Origin of the sequence: Coleofasciculus sp. B1-GNL1-01 (assembly GCF_040220235.1) — a bacterium.
Classification (GTDB): domain Bacteria; phylum Cyanobacteriota; class Cyanobacteriia; order Cyanobacteriales; family Coleofasciculaceae; genus Coleofasciculus.
In genome coordinates, this window is record NZ_JAVJTO010000028.1 from 25729 (window position 1) to 42254 (window position 16526).

Below are 16526 nucleotides of genomic sequence, written 5' to 3' on the forward strand. Positions count from 1 at the left end.
TGTAGGGGCGGGTTTCACTACTATCTTTTCGGTTGCACCCATAAGTAACTAAACCCGCCCCGACTCAGGTTTCTAGACTTCCCATCAGCAGTCAAGAGGGTGGTAATTCTAGTGCGATCGCGCCGAGTAGTCCTTTGCGAAAATCATTCAATAACTGTCGGGCAGCACGCTCCCCGTCGCCTTGGTAGCGCGTCTGTGCCAAGTCCTGTAAGTAGGATTCACCCGTGATCCCCGTTGGATCTACCTCATAACGGTTGTGTAAGGAAGACGTGGATGTGCGATCGGCTGTAGCCAGATCCGGCAATCGTTTTAGCAAATCTACAAACCCAGAAGCAACCCGCTGATTATCGTAAGACGCCTCACCAATGTCATCACAAATAGCTAACTTTAGAGCATCCTCTTGATTGTGTAGCTTGGCGGGGATAACACCGGGCGCATCTAACAGTTCAATCTGATCGCTAATCCGCACCCAACGCAGTTGACGGGTGACACCCGGACGGCGGGCGCTGTCCACCACACGCCGCCCCAAAAGTCGATTGATCAGAGCCGATTTTCCCACATTGGGAAAACCAATCACCACCGCACGCACCGGACGAGGCTGCATCCCGCGATTTTTGCGCCGTTGATTCATCTGGACTCCCGCTTGCTGGGCGGCTTGGGCTACCTCTCGAATCCCTTTTCCTTGCTGGGCATTTGTCCAGTAAGACATTTCCCCTTGTGCTTCAAACCAGGATGTCCACAACTGCTGCACCTTGGGCGTGATCAGATCCATGCGGTTGATCACTAAGACTCGGCTTTTATTCCCCACCCACTCAGCGGTTTGCGGATGATGAGTAGTCAGAGGAATCCGCGCATCCCGGACTTCCAGCACAACATCCACTCGTTTGAGCTGTTCCCTGAGTTGCCGTTCGGCTTTAGCAATATGTCCGGGATACCATTGAATGGTCATTGGTCATTGGTCATTGGTCATTGGTCATTCGTCATTGGTCATTGGTCATTCGTCATTCGTCAAGTCGGGGCGGGTTTAGTTACATCTGGGTGTAACCAAAAAGATAGTTGTGAAACCCGCCCCTACACAAATTCCCCATCTCCCCCATCTCCCCCATCTCCCCCATCTCCTGATAACTGATAACTGCTCACTGATAACTGATAACTCCCTCATCATTACGGTACAACCAGCACGGGACAGGGTGACAAATTAATCACGCGATTGGTAACGCTTTCAGAAGCACCATCCTCAGTTAATCCCAATCCGCGACAGCCCATAATAATTAGATCAGCATTAATTTCGTCAGCGACATCACAGATTGTAAATGGGGGTGTACCTTCCCGACTTAGGGTTTCAGTCTTAATACCATACTGATTAAACATCGCCTGAGCGCCTTTGAGTAGTTCGGCAACCATCTCCGGGGACATGATGTCCGGATTTGGCGATGGGTCATCTGGGTTGGGTTTTTCGACAACCGAGAGCAGAACTAACTTACTTTCATACTTTTGGACGATATTGGCGACAACTTCCGCCGCTTCACGGGCTTCTCGGCTTTGGTCAAGGGGAAATAAGACAGTCTTAAACATTGTAATCACCTTGAAGGACACGGACTCCGGTAAAATGTGGACGGGAAAAGAGAATACATACTCTTGATCCTAATGATTGAGTTGATTGCTCTATAGATGCAAGTCTGGGGGCAATCATTAAGCATACAACCACTGGCACGCGATCAGATCGCAAAGCATCAGATACAGGCAATTAGAGGAGAGTATTACTGTGTCCAAAAAAACTGTAGCAAATTTAAATGAGTCCGATTTAGCGGGAAAACGGGTATTGGTGCGAGCCGACCTGAATGTGCCACTAGATGAGAATGGTACGATTACCGATGATACCCGCATCCGGGCAGCGTTACCGACGATCCAGGATTTAATCAAAAAGAATGCCAAGGTGGTTCTGTGTAGCCACTTAGGGCGTCCTAAAGGACAAGTGAAGGACAGCCTACGCCTAACACCCGTAGCGAATCGTCTGTCTGAATTACTGGGTCAAACAGTGGTCAAGTGCGATGACTGTATTGGCGATGGGGTTAAATCTCAGGTTGACAGCCTGAATAATGGTCAAGTAGCGTTACTGGAAAATCTCCGCTTCCACCCAGGGGAAGAAAAGAATGATCCGGAGTTTACCAAAAAGTTAGCCGCCCTAGCTGATATTTACGTCAACGATGCCTTTGGTACGGCACACCGCGCCCATGCTTCAACCGAAGGAGTCACTCATCACCTACAGCCCTCTGTGGCGGGGTATTTGATTGAGAAAGAACTCCAGTATCTGCAAAATGCGATTGAAAATCCCCAGAACCCCTTAGCTGCGATTATTGGTGGATCTAAGGTGTCGAGTAAGATTGGCGTGATTGAAACTTTACTGGATAAGGTGGATAAACTGCTGATTGGCGGTGGCATGATTTTCACCTTTTACAAAGCCCGTGGCTTGAGTGTCGGTAAGTCGCTGGTGGAAGAGGATAAGCTGGAGTTGGCAAAGTCCTTGGAAGCTAAGGCAAAGGAAAAAGGGGTTGACTTACTTTTACCCACAGATGTTGTCGTTGCTGATAACTTTGCTGCTGACGCCAATTCTCAAACTGTGAGTGTTGAATCGATTCCTGATGGCTGGATGGGGCTAGATATTGGGCCTGATTCCGTGAAAGTCTTCCAAGACGCATTAAGTGATTGTAAGTCGGTGATCTGGAATGGTCCGATGGGGGTATTCGAGTTTGACAAGTTTGCCGCTGGCACCGAGGCGATCGCCCGGACTCTAGCCGATCAGACTAAGAAAGGCACAACCACGATTATCGGCGGTGGTGACTCGGTTGCGGCTGTGGAAAAAGTGGGTGTGGCTGATCAAATGAGCCATATCTCCACAGGTGGTGGGGCGAGTCTGGAATTACTCGAAGGTAAGGTACTTCCCGGTATTGCCGCATTAGATGACGCTTGATGGTATCATTGCACGTCTTTACCTGATTTAGGCATGAGGGCGGGTTTTGTTGGGTGCATGTCAACGCAAGTAGGTTGGGTTGAGGAATGAAACCCAACGCCAGCAGGCTAGCGTGAACATTATATTTTCCCTGACATGCTCCCGTTTTGTTGTTCATTTATCGGTGAGATAGGGCGGGTTTTGTTGTTCATTTATCGGTGAAATAGGGCGGGTTTTGTTGTTCATTTATCGGTGAATAGCTGACTTTAGTCCCTAAACCCGCCCCTACAGTCCCTAAACCCGCCCCTACAGTCCCTAAACCCGCCCCTACAGATTCCCTAAACCCGCCCCTACAGATTCCCTAACTTGCACCGCTATCAGGGAAAATGTATCACTGCTTGCCCTGCTTCTAGACGTTCCACCGGAACGTCTCTACAACCCCTGCTTCCCCACACCACTTATTCAGCCGCCCCTAGTTATTGGTGGTACTGAGACCTTCGACTAAAGCATGATAAGCTGGTTTGGGACGATAGGATTTATCAAAGATTAAGGGCAAGTCAGGCTGACCGACAAAGCCGGGAATCCAGGTAAATTTATCGGTAAATCCCCAGGTGGCAAATGCAGTACAATTAGGCGCTTTTAGACAGACGCCTAACATGTCCTGATAAACCGTTGCCTGTTTGACTAATCTCTCTTCTTCGGTTCCTGTACCGTTGTGGATTTGGACATCCATTTCAGTAATATGTACCTCTAGTCCTAACTCCTCCAACCGCTGGATATTGGCGGCTACGTCTTCGGGTTTAGGCGGATTTTTAATACTTTTGTGCATCTGCAAACCGACGCCATGAATGGGGACATCTTTCTCTAGCAAATCCTTGACGAAGGCGTAGATTGCATCCGATTTTTCGCCTAATCCTTCTCCACCATAATCATTATAAAATAAGAGCGCGTTGGGATCAGCTTCATGCGCCCAGCGAAACGCTAACTCAACATAGTCTGACCCAATTCCTTGCTGCCAAATGGTTTTTCTGAGAGAATCTTTATCACCAACGGCTTCATTGACGACATCCCAGGCAACAATATCACCTCGGTAGTGACTGACTACGGTAAAGATATGTCGCCGCAAAATCTCCATTAATTCCTCCCGCGTCCACTCGGTTTCAGTTAACCAATCAGGTAAACTGCGATGCCAAACCAAGGTATGACCGCGTATCTGCATTTGATTGGCTTTAGCAAAGGTAACGATTTCGTTAGCAGCGGTAAAATCGTAGCGATCGCGTTCTGGATGAATCAGCTTAAATTTCATCACATTCTCAGGCGTAACCATGTTGAACTCTCGCGCCAATACCTCTCGATAGGTGGGATCGTTGCGAAGGGCTTTTATTGATACGGCTGCGCCTATGTAGATGTTTTGTTCTTGGGCTAAAGCACGCAAAGTCATATCGCCTGGTTGGGAGATGGCAGGGATAGACATGAGTAATGTTGCTGTTAATCCTAAGAGAATTAAGGCGCTAAAGCAGAGGATTTTTTTAACCATTTGAATCTAATTTATTTAAGTAACATATTATGGTACAATACAGAGTTTACTATCAAGCTGATCATTCAATATTTGTATCAATTTTGTGGGCAATGTAGTTGAGCAGATATCACTAACTGCTAAAATCCTTACATTTCTCTTATCTCTAAGCGGTAATCAAATACTTTTTCCCTCATACACCTGTTAAACTGGGTACTCGGTTAGCTTGGGCTTTTTGTAAATCCACGGTAAGATTTTCACCACTGCGACGCGCTTCCCAGGAACCGGATTCACCGCTACCGATACTCCACTGTCCGTGCATAAAGTCTTCCGATTCCGAGATTGTACCAGTGTAACTAATGGGATAGTTGGAACTCGCTAAATAGCGTTTAATAAAGCTAATCCGGCGTCCAATAACTTCCCCCGTTAGTGAGGCTTCGCCCAAGTAGCTGTCATCTAAGATATTACCCGTCACGGTATTGCCACTATGTAGCAGTGTTGCCTCAAATCTCGTGGGAACGCCCCACTGCCAATAGGTTCCCAGCCAAGTACCATTTACATCTGCCATTGGTGAAACGTTTAGAGGATAAGGGATGCGATCGCTATTTTAACTAAATCCAACTCAATTCTGAAACCCATCCACCTAAATTAAACAATCATCGCTGGTTTTCTCCAAATGGGAATAATATTATTAACTGTGAATCGATTAGCACTCAAACGTTCTTGCGAGTGGCAATATTTACATTGATAGTTAGCACGTTCTCGAACAATTTGTCTGGTTTCTTCGTGAATTGCCATGTTGGGCTGCAATCATCGCATTGATATGAGTAAAAATACGATCAAGTTCTCCAATCGCATCGAGTTCTAAGTAGGTGGACACAATTAAAGTGAACGGTTGAGATTAGGGAACAGGGAACAGGGAACAGTAAGGGTTTGAGGGCAATTTGCAAAACTTAACACAGTACCGTTTTCTTTTGTCCGACTACTTACTAAGTTGTCATGCATTTAAATTGGGTATTAGTAGCGAGCAAGATGCTAGCACTACTACAAGGATTGCGCCATTATTGATATTAAGGTTTAAATGCCGAACAGCTTATCTCTTCAGGTGTGAGTTGGTCAGCTTTTTTTTCTCTAAAAGCTTTTCCATGCGAATTTGGAGGCAACCGCTGAATTTAAACAGATTCCACTGATCAACTTTTTTCAGGCGAATTTCATGTAAAAGTGAGGATGGTTTAGTAAGGGTTGTAACCATTTTAAATTTTCGCAGGTGTCAAGGTTTAGTGCTAATTATTATAGTAGAATTGAGCCAACTCCTGAAATAATTATCTATTATATCAATCAGGAGCCTAAGTGGAGCAAGACGGCACAACCCAAAACAATAGGGGTCTGAGAATTCTGCCGCGATCGCTAAATTGTTCATGGGTGTCTCTGCCTTTGAGCCTTCTTGTACTAGAGCGATCGCGCTTATAATGCAGATCAGGGAAAACAATACAGATGAATGAGCAATTATCCAGATTTTGACCAATACGGTTATCACGTTATTCAAGAGCTAGGACGCAACCGCGAAGCCGGACGGATTACTTACTTGGCAACAGCCCTTAATCAAAAGCAAAAGGTTGTGATAAAAGAGTTCCGCTTTGCCTTAGCGGATGCAAGTTGGTCAGGCTATAAAGCCTATCAACGGGAGATTGAAGTTCTGCAACAACTGGATCATCCCCGGATTCCCCGTTATTTAGATTCCTTTGAAACGCCACAAGGGTTTTGTTTAGTACAGGAATATAAAAATGCCCCATCTTTAGCCGAACGACGTAGCTTTACTCCCCAACAAATTAAGCAAATAGCGGTGTCAGTCTTAGAAATATTAGTTTATTTGCAACAGCGAGTTCCGCCGATTATCCATCGGGATATCAAACCCGAAAATATCTTGGTGGATAAGCATTTGAATGTTTACTTGGTTGATTTTGGCTTTGCCCGAATTCGGGGTAAGGAAATGGCACTCAGTAGCGTGGCGGCGGGAACTCCCGGATTTATGCCACCGGAGGAACAATTTGGGCGTTCCCTGACAGAATCTGCTGATCTTTATAGTTTAGGGGTAACATTAATTGGCTTACTTACAGGTACGCGATCGCTCGATATTGGTAAATTAATTGATGATAACTATCGCTTTGATTTCAAGGGGCTAGTTCCCCAACTTAATCCCGGCTTTATCGCCTGGTTGGATAAAATGGTGGCACCGAATGTAAAACAGCGCTTCGATAATGCGGCTACTGCTTTGGATGCGATAAAGTCAAAGCAATGGGATGATAAAGCTAATAGGTTAGAGAGTGTAGTCAGTGCCATAAAAGGTAGGAAGCTAACGTATGTATTGGGGTTAGCTACTCTCGGTATTGTCGCCTTGGTGGGGACAACGATCATAGTTCCTCAGCCGGATATAGTTCCTCAATCGGATCGGCAAGTTAGGCAGTTGCTGGAGAGAAACGAATGCGTCAGATGTAATCTCCAGGGAGCTAACCTGAGGGCTGCCAACTTGAGGGATGCCAACCTGGAAGGTGCCAACTTGAGGGATGCCAACCTGAAGTATGCCAACTTAGCGGGTGTCAACTTGAGTGATGCCATCCTGGAAGATGCCATCCTGGAGAATACCTTTGTGTGGGGTGCTAACCTAAGCATTGTCAACTTGAGGAATGCCAAGCTGATAAATGCCAATTTAGGGCTTGCCAACCTGAGGGCTGCCAAGCTAGAGAATGCCAACCTAGGGCGTGCCAATCTGGGGGGTGTAGATCTAACGGCTGCCAACCTGGAGAGTGCCTTCCTAGGGCATACCCACCTGTTAGATGCCAAATTGTTGAATGCTAACTTAAAAAATGCCAGTCTACTGAATGCTAACCTAGGGCGTGCCAACCTGGAGAATGCCAACTTGAGGGATGTCAACCTGGAAAATGCCTTCCTAAGAGATGCCAACCTAAAGAGTGCCAATCTAGAGGATGTCAACTTAAGGAATGCTGATTTAGGGAATGCCAATCTAAAGGATGCCCACTTAGAGGGGGCTAACTTAGAGGGTGTCAACCTAAAAGATGCAATTATGCCCGATGGAACCAAACATCCATAGACTTGGCAAAGAAGATACTTGAGGAATAGGTTTTAGGGAAAGTGCTGTTTGGGTTTATTTGAGCGATAGCTTGTATATTAGGCATTCTTCGTAAAATACAGTCAATAGTACAAAAACACCCCCGCGATCGCATCCTTACGTGAGTCTTCAGTTTAGTCTGGGTTGTATGATTTAACAGGGAGAAGAGATGACTTTAAGGAGGAGAATCCTAATGACGTTGCCAGAATTACAAAAGCAAGCTTTACAATTACCGATTGGCGATCGCTGGAAATTAGTGCAAACTCTGCTGGAGTCTTTACAATGGGAAACTCGTTCCGTGGTGAAAAAGGGTAACTTGTCTCGGTTGCGAGGTATTGCTAAAAGTACAAATAAGTTGAGTGATGAAGACATTACCACAGATTATGTTAACTATCTCACTACAAGTCCGACTAAATTAACAAAGGTAAAATATGACGGTTCAAGATGATCGTCGAGAAAACGAACTAATTAAGCTCTTTCAACTTCAAAAACCTGCTAACGCGACTCGCAGCGGTATAGATGCTATTCTCTATTTCAATGGATGCTATATCCCCTTTGAATTGAAATCAACAACAAGTTCTTCTATAACAACTGCTCGTGATTTTGGGTTAGATCATATTCAAAAATGGCAAGGTAAACACTGGCTATTTGGTTTCTACAATAAGACAGGGACAACATTAAACTATTGCCTGTACGGTTCTCCTCAATCCATGGAAAAATGGATCAGTGATAAAAAAGCGTATATCTTACCGGACTATACACTCGCTCAATTTGCACCTGAATTGCTAACTCTTAATCTACTATACGAAATTCTAGGGCAAAAACAGGTTTATACACTGGAAGACGCTCGCCGTCTGCAAAAAAAGCAGTATACAATTCAGCAGTATCGTAACCAGATGGATCTAAACCAGGGTTATTCACCTGAAAGAATGCTTTCCATCTTAAAGGATAGATGTCGGTATTTAATCGAGAGAGGTGCAACCTTAAATAATCCTCACATTCCAGCATCTTATTTTCAAGATTGGGAACGGATCACCGAAAATCATGCTCAACGTCTGCGCGAACTGGTAGCAGAAGCCCTTCAGGATAAAGCTTGAGCAATAGACACAGCTACTCGATATGCCATTGGTGGAGGAACAGCATTACCAATTTGACCTAAAGCTTTATAAACAGCACCGTCAAATGACCAATATTCAGGAAAACCTTGCAAAATGGCGCAGTCAGGTACAGATAATCTAAAATGACTATTATCTGGCACAAATAAACGCGCCTGTTCTCGATTTAAAGCTACTCCATTGGGCCAAATTTGTAGTTTTTGCCAAATTTTCTGGGCGGAAACACTACTCAATACAGATGTGGTATGACGGGGACCCGTTAGAGAACTGCGAATAGTAGGAGATAAGGAATCAAATCCGATATCAGGAAGTCCTAATGCTTCACGCACGCCCATACATGATTGTAAACTGTCGGACTGATCAAGCAGCGAAAAGAGATCAAGCTGAATAGGATTTTTAGTATTATCCGTAGATAAATGATGCCAAACATGGGTGGGAGAAGGATGCTGGTAATTGGTCGCCATTTTTTCTTGACGAAACCCTACAAAAAACACACGCTTTCTCTTTTGAGGAACTCCGAAAGATGAGGCGGATAGGATAACTTGAACCACTGTATAGTTTTGACTCAGGGGACGTTCGATAACCTCTTTAAGATAAGATGTAAATTTTTTGCCCACCAATGCGGTAACATTTTCCGCAACAAAAGCAATTGGTTCAATTTCTAACACCGCCCGGATGAATTCTGGAAACATATCTCGACTGTCTTCTTTCCCTTTCTGACGACCGGCGACAGAAAACGGTTGACAGGGGGGTCCACCATGGATTACATCAACCAAGCCTCGATAATCTCGCCAGTCTACCTGTGTCACATTCCCAGCTTCTCCTGCAAACACTGTCCATTCTGGTTGAGCATTTCTCAACGTAACACCAGACTCAGGTAAAATATCGTAGGATGCAACATGGGTAAATCCAGCGCGATCAAAACCCAAGTCTAGACCACCACCACCACTGAATAAAGAGAGCGATCGCCAACCGTTATTCGCTAATTGTGGCATTAAATCTTCAGGATTGAGTCGAGGAACATTAATTGGATGAACCGGAGTTCTTCCCTCACCTCGGATAGCCTTGGCTTTGGCTTGACTCGACGCCTGAGAACGTTTCCGGTAAATCTCTCGTTCCTCATCAGTAATGTCCCAGCCTTGATGCCAAGATGATTTTGTCATCTGTCGTCTACCTTGTTCTAACTAAAAGAGTTCACCTTGATTGAGTATAAATCTATTACAGAGTTATATTCAACGGCAGGAAATGATTATGATGACCAATAATAAAGTTCCCGCGATCGCATCCCTATCTGTGAGTATTCTGCTCAGCAGGGGTTGTATGATTTAACATGGAGGAGAGATGGCTTTAAGAAAGCCAGCAATCACTTGAGCGTTGGTTGGCTACACGCAGTACCTTTGCTAGTTAACACCAAATGTGCTAAAAAACTACGTCAAATACAATCCATAGTACAAGAAAATCAGCAAATGTTGTTGGAGGTGTGGGATAGGTATTTTGGCGATTCGAGCCGACGATAGAGTTAAAAACGTCTACTTTACAGAGGAAACAATAACTGTAGATCTCATGGATGGGCGGGTAATTTCTGTTCCTCTCACTTAGTATCCAAGATTACTAAATGCTACGTCTGAACAACGGGGAAAATGGGAAGTATGCGGTGGAGGTTATGGGATTCACTGGGAAGAGATAGATGAGGATTTGAGTACAGAAGGAATGTTAAGGGGAGCGTTTGCTCCCAGAGCATCCTTGGCTAATGGCTAAGACAACTTCTGACGCGATCGCACGCCGCACTCTCCGCAATTCCCCAAGTTAAGTTGGCAACATCTAATCAGATATTGGGTATAATCTTGACTGCCCCCATAATCGCTAATTAAAATATAAACAAGTAAAATTTTTTAGGGAGACTAGCGAGGTATGAGTTCAGTTGCTGACAAATTAGCTAATAGTCCGATTGAACGGTGGGTTAAGAAAGTCGAGTTTGTTAGTTCTGCTAATCTTGAAGACATAGAGGGCAGTGCATCGGGTGTGTATACTTTTAATGAACTGGTTGAAGTTACAGACAGAGAACAACTAGCGAAACGCTCTAAGCCCTCCTATTATTGGCAACCTGACGCTCATGAAAGATGGTGGCGTATTTGGTTTAAGGAGTCTAATCTAACAATTACGATTGATTTACATTCCTCTGGCGGTAAATATCAAACGAATATGTATGAAATTGACTTGGAGCGGTGTTCAAGTGCAACAAGCTTTGTTGAGTGGATATACGCTGCAACCTTACATAAGCAGTGGGCTTGCCCAGAAATGCTTTGGGCTGTCATGGAAGTTGCTGACGAGATAAGCTACAAACGATTTGGAGAATCTATCTCTGATGCTTATTTGGCAAAAGGAGAATTAAACTGGGCAAAGCCTAATTGAGTTGGTGGGTGAACTAGGTAGGGCTTACTGAATAAGTTGTGAGGTGAGCAGGGGATGAGTAGATGGGCAGATTGCTCCCTCTATCCTTGCTTTCTATTTTAGCTAGTTTGGAGTGAGACGTTTATTGTTCATTTATTTATGTCTAAGAACTTAGTAAATTTCCAGACAATCGAGTGAAGCATTTCTCATGAATTCTTGAATTGTCTCAGCGCCAGAACGAAGCCTTGCTTCCACCCTACTTGTTGGTGCATTACCACAGCGTAACCAAAGCACTTTCGGGGGTGAACCATTAAGACGGCTACGCTCAGCAAAATCAGCATCCTGCGTCACAATACAAAACTCTTGAACTTTGGCAAATTCCCAAATATCACTGTCATCGGCTTCAGTCATACCCTCAAATTGAACATGACTAGAATCGGGGAAAATATCTGCAAGCCGAGTTACCAGTTTACGGCTTAGGTTTTGGTCAAACAATAGCTTCAAGTATCACCTACCACAACAATAATACGACGTTCCCGATCAGCGGCAAATTCCAAACACGCTCGGATATCTTCCTCTGTCAGTTCCGGGAAATCATCTAAAATTTCCGCGTGGGACATTCCCGCCGCCAACCAGCCCAACACATCATACACGGTAATCCGCATTCTTCTAATACAAGGCTTCCCGCCACGCTTACCGGGTTCAATGGTGATGATGTTTCTATAACTCATAACTCAGTTAGATTGAGTAATCTTGATTATCTCAGTCTAGCCCAAAGGAGCACCTAATCAATAAGTATTTAAGTTAAAGGTTCAAACTCTGGGCTAAGATCAACTGTTTATTAAAATAGACTAAAACTCAAAATGCAGTCGCCTAAAGACGACTTTCGCTTTTAGCCTTGGGTTTAAACCCAAGGCGGTTGATGAGATGATGAAACTATCGCCCCAAAAACCTCTGCGTCCCTCTGCGTTAACCTCTGCGCCCCTCTGCGTTAAAAAACACATCGCTTCCCAGGAATAAAGCCCCAACAACAACCCGACTTCGCTTCCAAAATCTAGAAACCTGTGAAAGTCGGGGCGGGTTTAGTCACATCTGGGTGCAACCGAAAAGATAGTCGTAAAACCCGCCCCTACAGAGGCATCACATACCGTGAACAGCAAGAACAACGCCCCCTCACAACCAATGGCAGAGGCAGCGCTAAGATCATCAAGGACTATTACCCGCCATTGCCCTCATGTCTGATCCAACCCCATCCCTCAATGGAAACCAACCCCCCAGCCAAAACACCATCCGCATCCGGGGTGCCAGACAACATAACCTGAAAAACATCAACCTTGATCTCCCGCGCGATCGCTTAATTGTCTTCACAGGTGTCTCTGGTTCCGGTAAATCCTCCCTCGCCTTTGATACCATCTTCGCTGAAGGACAACGCCGCTACGTCGAATCCCTCAGCGCTTATGCGCGTCAATTCCTGGGACAACTGGATAAACCGGATGTAGACGCCATTGAAGGCTTAAGCCCTGCGATCTCCATTGACCAAAAATCCACATCCAATAATCCTCGTTCTACCGTAGGTACGGTTACCGAGATTTACGACTACCTGCGCCTATTATTTGGTCGAGCCGGTGAACCCCACTGTCCGATCTGCGATCGCAACATCGCCCCCCAAACCATTGACCAAATGTGCGATCGCGTCATGGAACTCCCAGATCGCACCAAGTTCCATATCCTCGCCCCTGTCGTCCGAGGCAAAAAAGGTACACACAAAAAGCTACTCTCCAGTTTAGCCGCCGAAGGATTTGTTCGCGTCCGCGTCGATGGCGTGATCCAAACGCTTTCTGATCCAATTGAATTGGATAAAAATTATACCCACACCATTGAAGTCGTAATTGACCGCCTAATTAAAAAGCCAGGACTCCAGGAACGTTTAACCGACTCCCTGGCAACCTGTCTTAAACTTAGCAGTGGAATTGCGGTAATTCAGGTATTAAATGATTCAACCGAAGTCCAACCTAACTCAAATTCTAGACCTCCTGACGAAAAAAATACAAGGTCTTCCGATCAACAACTTCCCCAAGAAATCGTCTTCTCGGAAAACTTTGCCTGTCCCGAACATGGCGCGGTGATGGAGGAATTATCTCCCAGACTCTTTTCCTTTAACTCCCCCTATGGCGCTTGTCCTCACTGTCACGGATTAGGCAATTTACGCACCTTTTCCCCCGAACTCGTTGTCCCCGAACCTAGTCAGCCGATATACTGTGCGATCGCGCCTTGGTCAGAGCGCGATAATTCCTATTACCTGTCCCTACTCTACAATATTGGACAAGCTTATGGTTTTGAACTGGGAACACCCTGGCAGAAACTGAACCCCGAACAGAAACAGGTGGTTCTCTATGGGGCGGATAATCCAATTTGGATTGAAGAGTATAACGATTACCGCCGTTATCGGGGGGTAGTTCCCATCCTGCAAAAACAATATGATGAAACCAGTTCCGATACTTATAAACAGAAATTAGAGCAATATTTAGTCGATCAACCCTGTGAAGTCTGTAAAGGGAAACGATTGAAGCCAGAAACCTTAGCAGTACGGCTGGGACAATATCGGATTACCGATTTAATTGAGGTTTCCATTAGCGAAAGTCGCCAACGGATTGACCAATTAAATCTATCATCCCGTCAGGCAAAAATAGGTGAACTTGCTCTCAAAGAAATTAAGGCACGATTGCAATTTCTCTTAGATGTCGGCTTAGATTATCTCACCCTAGATCGGGCGGCGATGACTCTTTCTGGTGGAGAAGCCCAGCGAATTCGTCTGGCGACTCAGATTGGTGCAGGATTAACAGGGGTTTTATATGTATTAGATGAACCGAGTATTGGCTTACATCAACGGGATAATGGACGGTTATTAGCCACCTTGCAGAAATTGCGGGATTTAGGGAATACTTTAATTGTGGTGGAACATGATGAAGAAACCATTCGCACTGCTGATTGGATTATTGATATTGGTCCCAAGGCGGGAGTTCATGGGGGCGAAATTGTGGTTCAGGGAGATTTCACGGAATTACTGAATAGCGAAACATCGTTAACGGGAGCCTATTTATCCGGACGCCAGAGAATTGAAACCCCAGGAAAGCGGCGGGAAGGAAACGGGCGATCATTAGTTCTTAAAAATGCCCACCGCAATAATCTCAAACATATTGATGTAGAGATTGATTTAGGCAAATTAGTTTGCATTACTGGGGTTTCCGGTTCGGGGAAATCTACATTAGTGAATGAACTTCTTTATCCGGCGTTGCAACATCATTTAAGTCGAAAGATACCGTTTCCCAAAGAGTTAAGTAAAGTTAAAGGATTAAATGGCGTCGATAAAGCGATTGTGATTGATCAATCTCCAATTGGTAGAACCCCTCGTTCTAATCCCGCCACCTATACTGGGGTATTTGATGTGATTCGCGGACTCTTTGCGGAAACCATCGAAGCCAAAGCCAGAGGGTATAAAGCTGGACGGTTTTCATTTAACGTTAAAGGCGGGCGCTGTGAAGCCTGTGGCGGACAGGGCGTGAATGTGATTGAAATGAATTTCCTCCCCGATGTTTATGTGCAATGTGAGGTTTGTAAAGGTGCAAGATATAACCGAGAAACCTTACAGGTGAAATATAAGGGATATTCGATTGCTGATGTTTTAAATATGACAGTGGAGGAGGCGCTGGAGGTATTTAAGAATATCCCCCGTGCGGTGAATCGGTTACAAACCCTCGTGGATGTGGGGTTAGGCTATGTACATTTAGGACAACCTGCACCCACATTATCCGGAGGAGAAGCGCAACGAGTAAAATTGGCGACGGAGTTATCGCGACGGGCGACAGGAAAGACGTTGTATTTAATTGATGAACCGACAACGGGATTATCGTTTTATGATGTGCATCATTTATTAAATGTGTTGCAGCGATTGGTGGATAAAGGGAATTCGGTGTTGGTGATTGAGCATAATTTAGATGTGATTCGCTGTAGTGATTGGGTGATTGATTTAGGTCCTGAAGGGGGAGATAAAGGTGGAGAAGTGATTGCGGTGGGGACGCCGGAGGATGTGGCGGAGAATGAACAGTCGTATACGGGGATGTATTTAAAGGAGGTGTTGAAGGAGTATCCGCCAGTTACTGGTAATGTTTGAGATATCGTTTAGCCAGTTGGTAACTGAATGGTTGAAGAACATCCACATCTAATTGTAATCGCTGGACCCAATGGTGCAGGAAAATCGACATCTGCTCCCGCTTTGCTTCAAGGAACTCTCGGTGTCACCGAATATGTAAATGCTGATACAATTGCCCAAGGATTATCTGCATTTGCACCCGAAAGAGCCACATTTCGCGCTGGACGAATTATGCTAGAACGATTACAGCAATTGGCAAACGAACGAGTTAACTTTGCTTTTGAAACCACGTTAGCCAGCCGCAGTTTTGCACCTTGGATTGCTAACTTGCGTCAGAACGGTTATCGGTTTCATCTATTTTTCCTGGGATTGCCCAATCCAGAGTTAGCGATCGCTCGTGTGCAAGAACGAGTAAGCCTTGGCGGACATGATGTACCGGAAGAAACCATCCGACGTCGTTACCATGCAGGTATCCGTAACTTTTTTCAGTTGTACAGACCCCTGGCAGATTCTTGGTTTTTCTACGACAATGCCAGTATGGAAGTACCCCGTCTCTTAGCGGCTGGCGAAAGAGAAGATAGTGTTTATGTTGCACAACCCCTAATTTGGCAACGAATTGAGGAAGACTATTATGGCAGATAATTTTGGGAACGATAGAATTTCAGAACTTTTGGCTGATAGAGAAAAAATTAACCAAGCATTGGCTAAAGCTGTGCAAGATGCTTTATTAAAACACAAACAAGCGGGTAATCCAGTGGCTATTTGGCGTGATGGGAAAGTTGTCTGGATACCTCCAGAGGAAATTTTAGCAGAGAAACATAAACCGTAATTTGCTGTTAAGTATCTGGTAATAAGAGAAACATAAACCGTAATTTGCTGTTAAGTATTTGGTAATATTTGATACAGTTAATGTTATTCTAGCTAATCAGATTAAATAGCTATACTTGATTGTCTAATGAAACTAGAGGTATCTAGATATGCGTGATTTATTTCCTGGCTACTACCAACCAACACCCGAAGAGTTTGAGACGCTTTGGCAAGAGGCTATTTTTTCTTTCGATGCCAATATCCTATTAAATATATATCGTTATAGTGCGGAAACCAGAGAAAGGCTTTTTGAGATTATTGAACGCCTGATATAGCAATCCTAAATAGATTGTGGCAAAATTCCGTACTGAAAAATTTTTGGGAACTCGAATATTTGACCATCAGCAAAAAACTTAAATAGCCACTTAACTATTTTAAAAGAGCTGCAAAGATGATAAAATTGTCTAATG

General features: G+C 44.7%; 18 protein-coding genes and 2 pseudogenes. 11 read left to right on the top strand and 9 right to left on the bottom strand.

Features of this window, described 5'->3' with window-relative positions:
* Nucleotides 1-91: 91 nt before the first annotated feature.
* A complete protein-coding gene (ylqF, locus tag RID53_RS06405; RefSeq protein WP_446387323.1) occupies nt 92-949 on the bottom strand; it encodes a ribosome biogenesis GTPase YlqF in 858 nt (285 codons plus the stop codon).
* Here ylqF and RID53_RS06410 point away from each other — a divergent pair.
* The gene (locus RID53_RS06410; protein ID WP_446387324.1) at nt 923-1129 is read left to right on the top strand and encodes a hypothetical protein; all 207 of its coding nucleotides are present in this window, start codon (nt 923-925) and stop codon (nt 1127-1129) included. The two genes, ylqF and RID53_RS06410, sit on opposite strands and share 27 nt — an antisense overlap.
* A 35-nt stretch (nt 1130-1164) precedes the next feature.
* On the opposite strand, the gene RID53_RS06415 is transcribed toward RID53_RS06410, so the two are convergent.
* Nucleotides 1165-1575 carry a universal stress protein gene (locus RID53_RS06415; protein ID WP_446387325.1) on the bottom strand — a complete coding sequence of 137 codons (411 nt, stop codon included), beginning with the start codon at nt 1573-1575 and terminating at the stop codon, nt 1165-1167.
* A 190-nt stretch (nt 1576-1765) separates the two neighbouring features.
* Between RID53_RS06415 and RID53_RS06420 the strand changes: the two genes are divergently transcribed.
* Nucleotides 1766-2971 carry a phosphoglycerate kinase gene (locus RID53_RS06420; protein ID WP_446387326.1) on the top strand — a complete coding sequence of 402 codons (1206 nt, stop codon included), beginning with the start codon at nt 1766-1768 and terminating at the stop codon, nt 2969-2971.
* 451 nt (nt 2972-3422) lie between these two features.
* Here RID53_RS06420 and RID53_RS06425 read toward each other — a convergent pair whose 3' ends face one another.
* The 3 genes from RID53_RS06425 to RID53_RS06435 form a co-directional block, all read right to left on the bottom strand.
* On the bottom strand, nt 3423-4487 hold the full coding sequence (locus RID53_RS06425; protein WP_446387327.1) for an endo-1,4-beta-xylanase: 1065 nt from the start codon (nt 4485-4487) through the stop codon (nt 3423-3425).
* Between the two features lie 172 nt (nt 4488-4659).
* Complete coding sequence (locus tag RID53_RS06430; RefSeq protein ID WP_446387328.1) at nt 4660-5034, bottom strand: hypothetical protein; 375 nt, start codon at nt 5032-5034, stop codon at nt 4660-4662.
* Between the two features lie 80 nt (nt 5035-5114).
* Nucleotides 5115-5264, bottom strand: coding sequence for an HNH endonuclease (locus tag RID53_RS06435; protein WP_446387329.1), 150 nt, complete (start codon nt 5262-5264; stop codon nt 5115-5117).
* Between the two features lie 700 nt (nt 5265-5964).
* On the opposite strand from RID53_RS06435, the gene RID53_RS06440 reads away from it, so the two are divergent.
* The 3 genes from RID53_RS06440 to RID53_RS06450 all read left to right on the top strand — a co-directional run bounded on the left by RID53_RS06440 (nt 5965) and on the right by RID53_RS06450 (nt 8690).
* Complete coding sequence (locus RID53_RS06440; RefSeq protein WP_446387330.1) at nt 5965-7575, top strand: pentapeptide repeat-containing protein; 1611 nt, start codon at nt 5965-5967, stop codon at nt 7573-7575.
* Nucleotides 7576-7786: 211 nt separating this feature from the next.
* Nucleotides 7787-8041: a hypothetical protein gene (locus RID53_RS06445; protein WP_446387331.1), complete on the top strand. Its 255-nt coding sequence runs from the start codon at nt 7787-7789 to the stop codon at nt 8039-8041.
* The gene (locus RID53_RS06450; RefSeq protein ID WP_446387332.1) at nt 8025-8690 is read left to right on the top strand and encodes a hypothetical protein; all 666 of its coding nucleotides are present in this window, start codon (nt 8025-8027) and stop codon (nt 8688-8690) included. The genes RID53_RS06445 and RID53_RS06450 overlap by 17 nt, the downstream gene beginning before the upstream one ends.
* On the opposite strand, the gene RID53_RS06455 is transcribed toward RID53_RS06450, so the two are convergent.
* Nucleotides 8675-9871: a DNA cytosine methyltransferase gene (locus tag RID53_RS06455; protein ID WP_446387333.1), complete on the bottom strand. Its 1197-nt coding sequence runs from the start codon at nt 9869-9871 to the stop codon at nt 8675-8677. The genes RID53_RS06450 and RID53_RS06455 overlap by 16 nt on opposite strands.
* Nucleotides 9872-10193: 322 nt before the next feature.
* Here RID53_RS06455 and RID53_RS06460 point away from each other — a divergent pair.
* Together RID53_RS06460 and RID53_RS06465 are read left to right on the top strand one after the other, a co-directional pair.
* Nucleotides 10194-10466, top strand: a pseudogene (locus tag RID53_RS06460) (DUF2442 domain-containing protein).
* Nucleotides 10467-10619: 153 nt separating this feature from the next.
* Entirely contained in the window at nt 10620-11120 is a 501-nt protein-coding gene (locus RID53_RS06465) for a hypothetical protein (RefSeq protein WP_446387334.1), read from the top strand.
* Nucleotides 11121-11270: 150 nt separating this feature from the next.
* Here the strand turns inward: RID53_RS06465 and RID53_RS06470 are convergent, their stop codons facing one another.
* A complete protein-coding gene (locus RID53_RS06470; RefSeq protein WP_446387335.1) occupies nt 11271-11603 on the bottom strand; it encodes a DUF5615 family PIN-like protein in 333 nt (110 codons plus the stop codon).
* Nucleotides 11600-11830, bottom strand: coding sequence for a DUF433 domain-containing protein (locus RID53_RS06475; RefSeq protein ID WP_446387336.1), 231 nt, complete (start codon nt 11828-11830; stop codon nt 11600-11602). Before RID53_RS06475 ends, RID53_RS06470 begins: the two co-directional genes overlap by 4 nt.
* A 503-nt stretch (nt 11831-12333) precedes the next feature.
* On the opposite strand from RID53_RS06475, the gene uvrA reads away from it, so the two are divergent.
* The 4 genes from uvrA (at nt 12334) to RID53_RS06495 (ending at nt 16391) form a co-directional block, all read left to right on the top strand.
* Complete coding sequence (uvrA, locus tag RID53_RS06480; RefSeq protein WP_446387337.1) at nt 12334-15270, top strand: excinuclease ABC subunit UvrA; 2937 nt, start codon at nt 12334-12336, stop codon at nt 15268-15270.
* A 27-nt stretch (nt 15271-15297) separates the two neighbouring features.
* Nucleotides 15298-15891, top strand: coding sequence for a zeta toxin family protein (locus RID53_RS06485; RefSeq protein ID WP_446387338.1), 594 nt, complete (start codon nt 15298-15300; stop codon nt 15889-15891).
* Complete coding sequence (locus RID53_RS06490; protein ID WP_446354806.1) at nt 15881-16078, top strand: hypothetical protein; 198 nt, start codon at nt 15881-15883, stop codon at nt 16076-16078. The genes RID53_RS06485 and RID53_RS06490 overlap by 11 nt, the downstream gene beginning before the upstream one ends.
* A 148-nt stretch (nt 16079-16226) precedes the next feature.
* Entirely contained in the window at nt 16227-16391 is a 165-nt protein-coding gene (locus RID53_RS06495) for a PIN-like domain-containing protein (RefSeq protein WP_446387339.1), read from the top strand.
* A 5-nt stretch (nt 16392-16396) separates the two neighbouring features.
* Here the strand turns inward: RID53_RS06495 and RID53_RS06500 are convergent.
* Nucleotides 16397-16526, bottom strand: a pseudogene (locus tag RID53_RS06500) (IS630 family transposase); the annotation flags it as partial.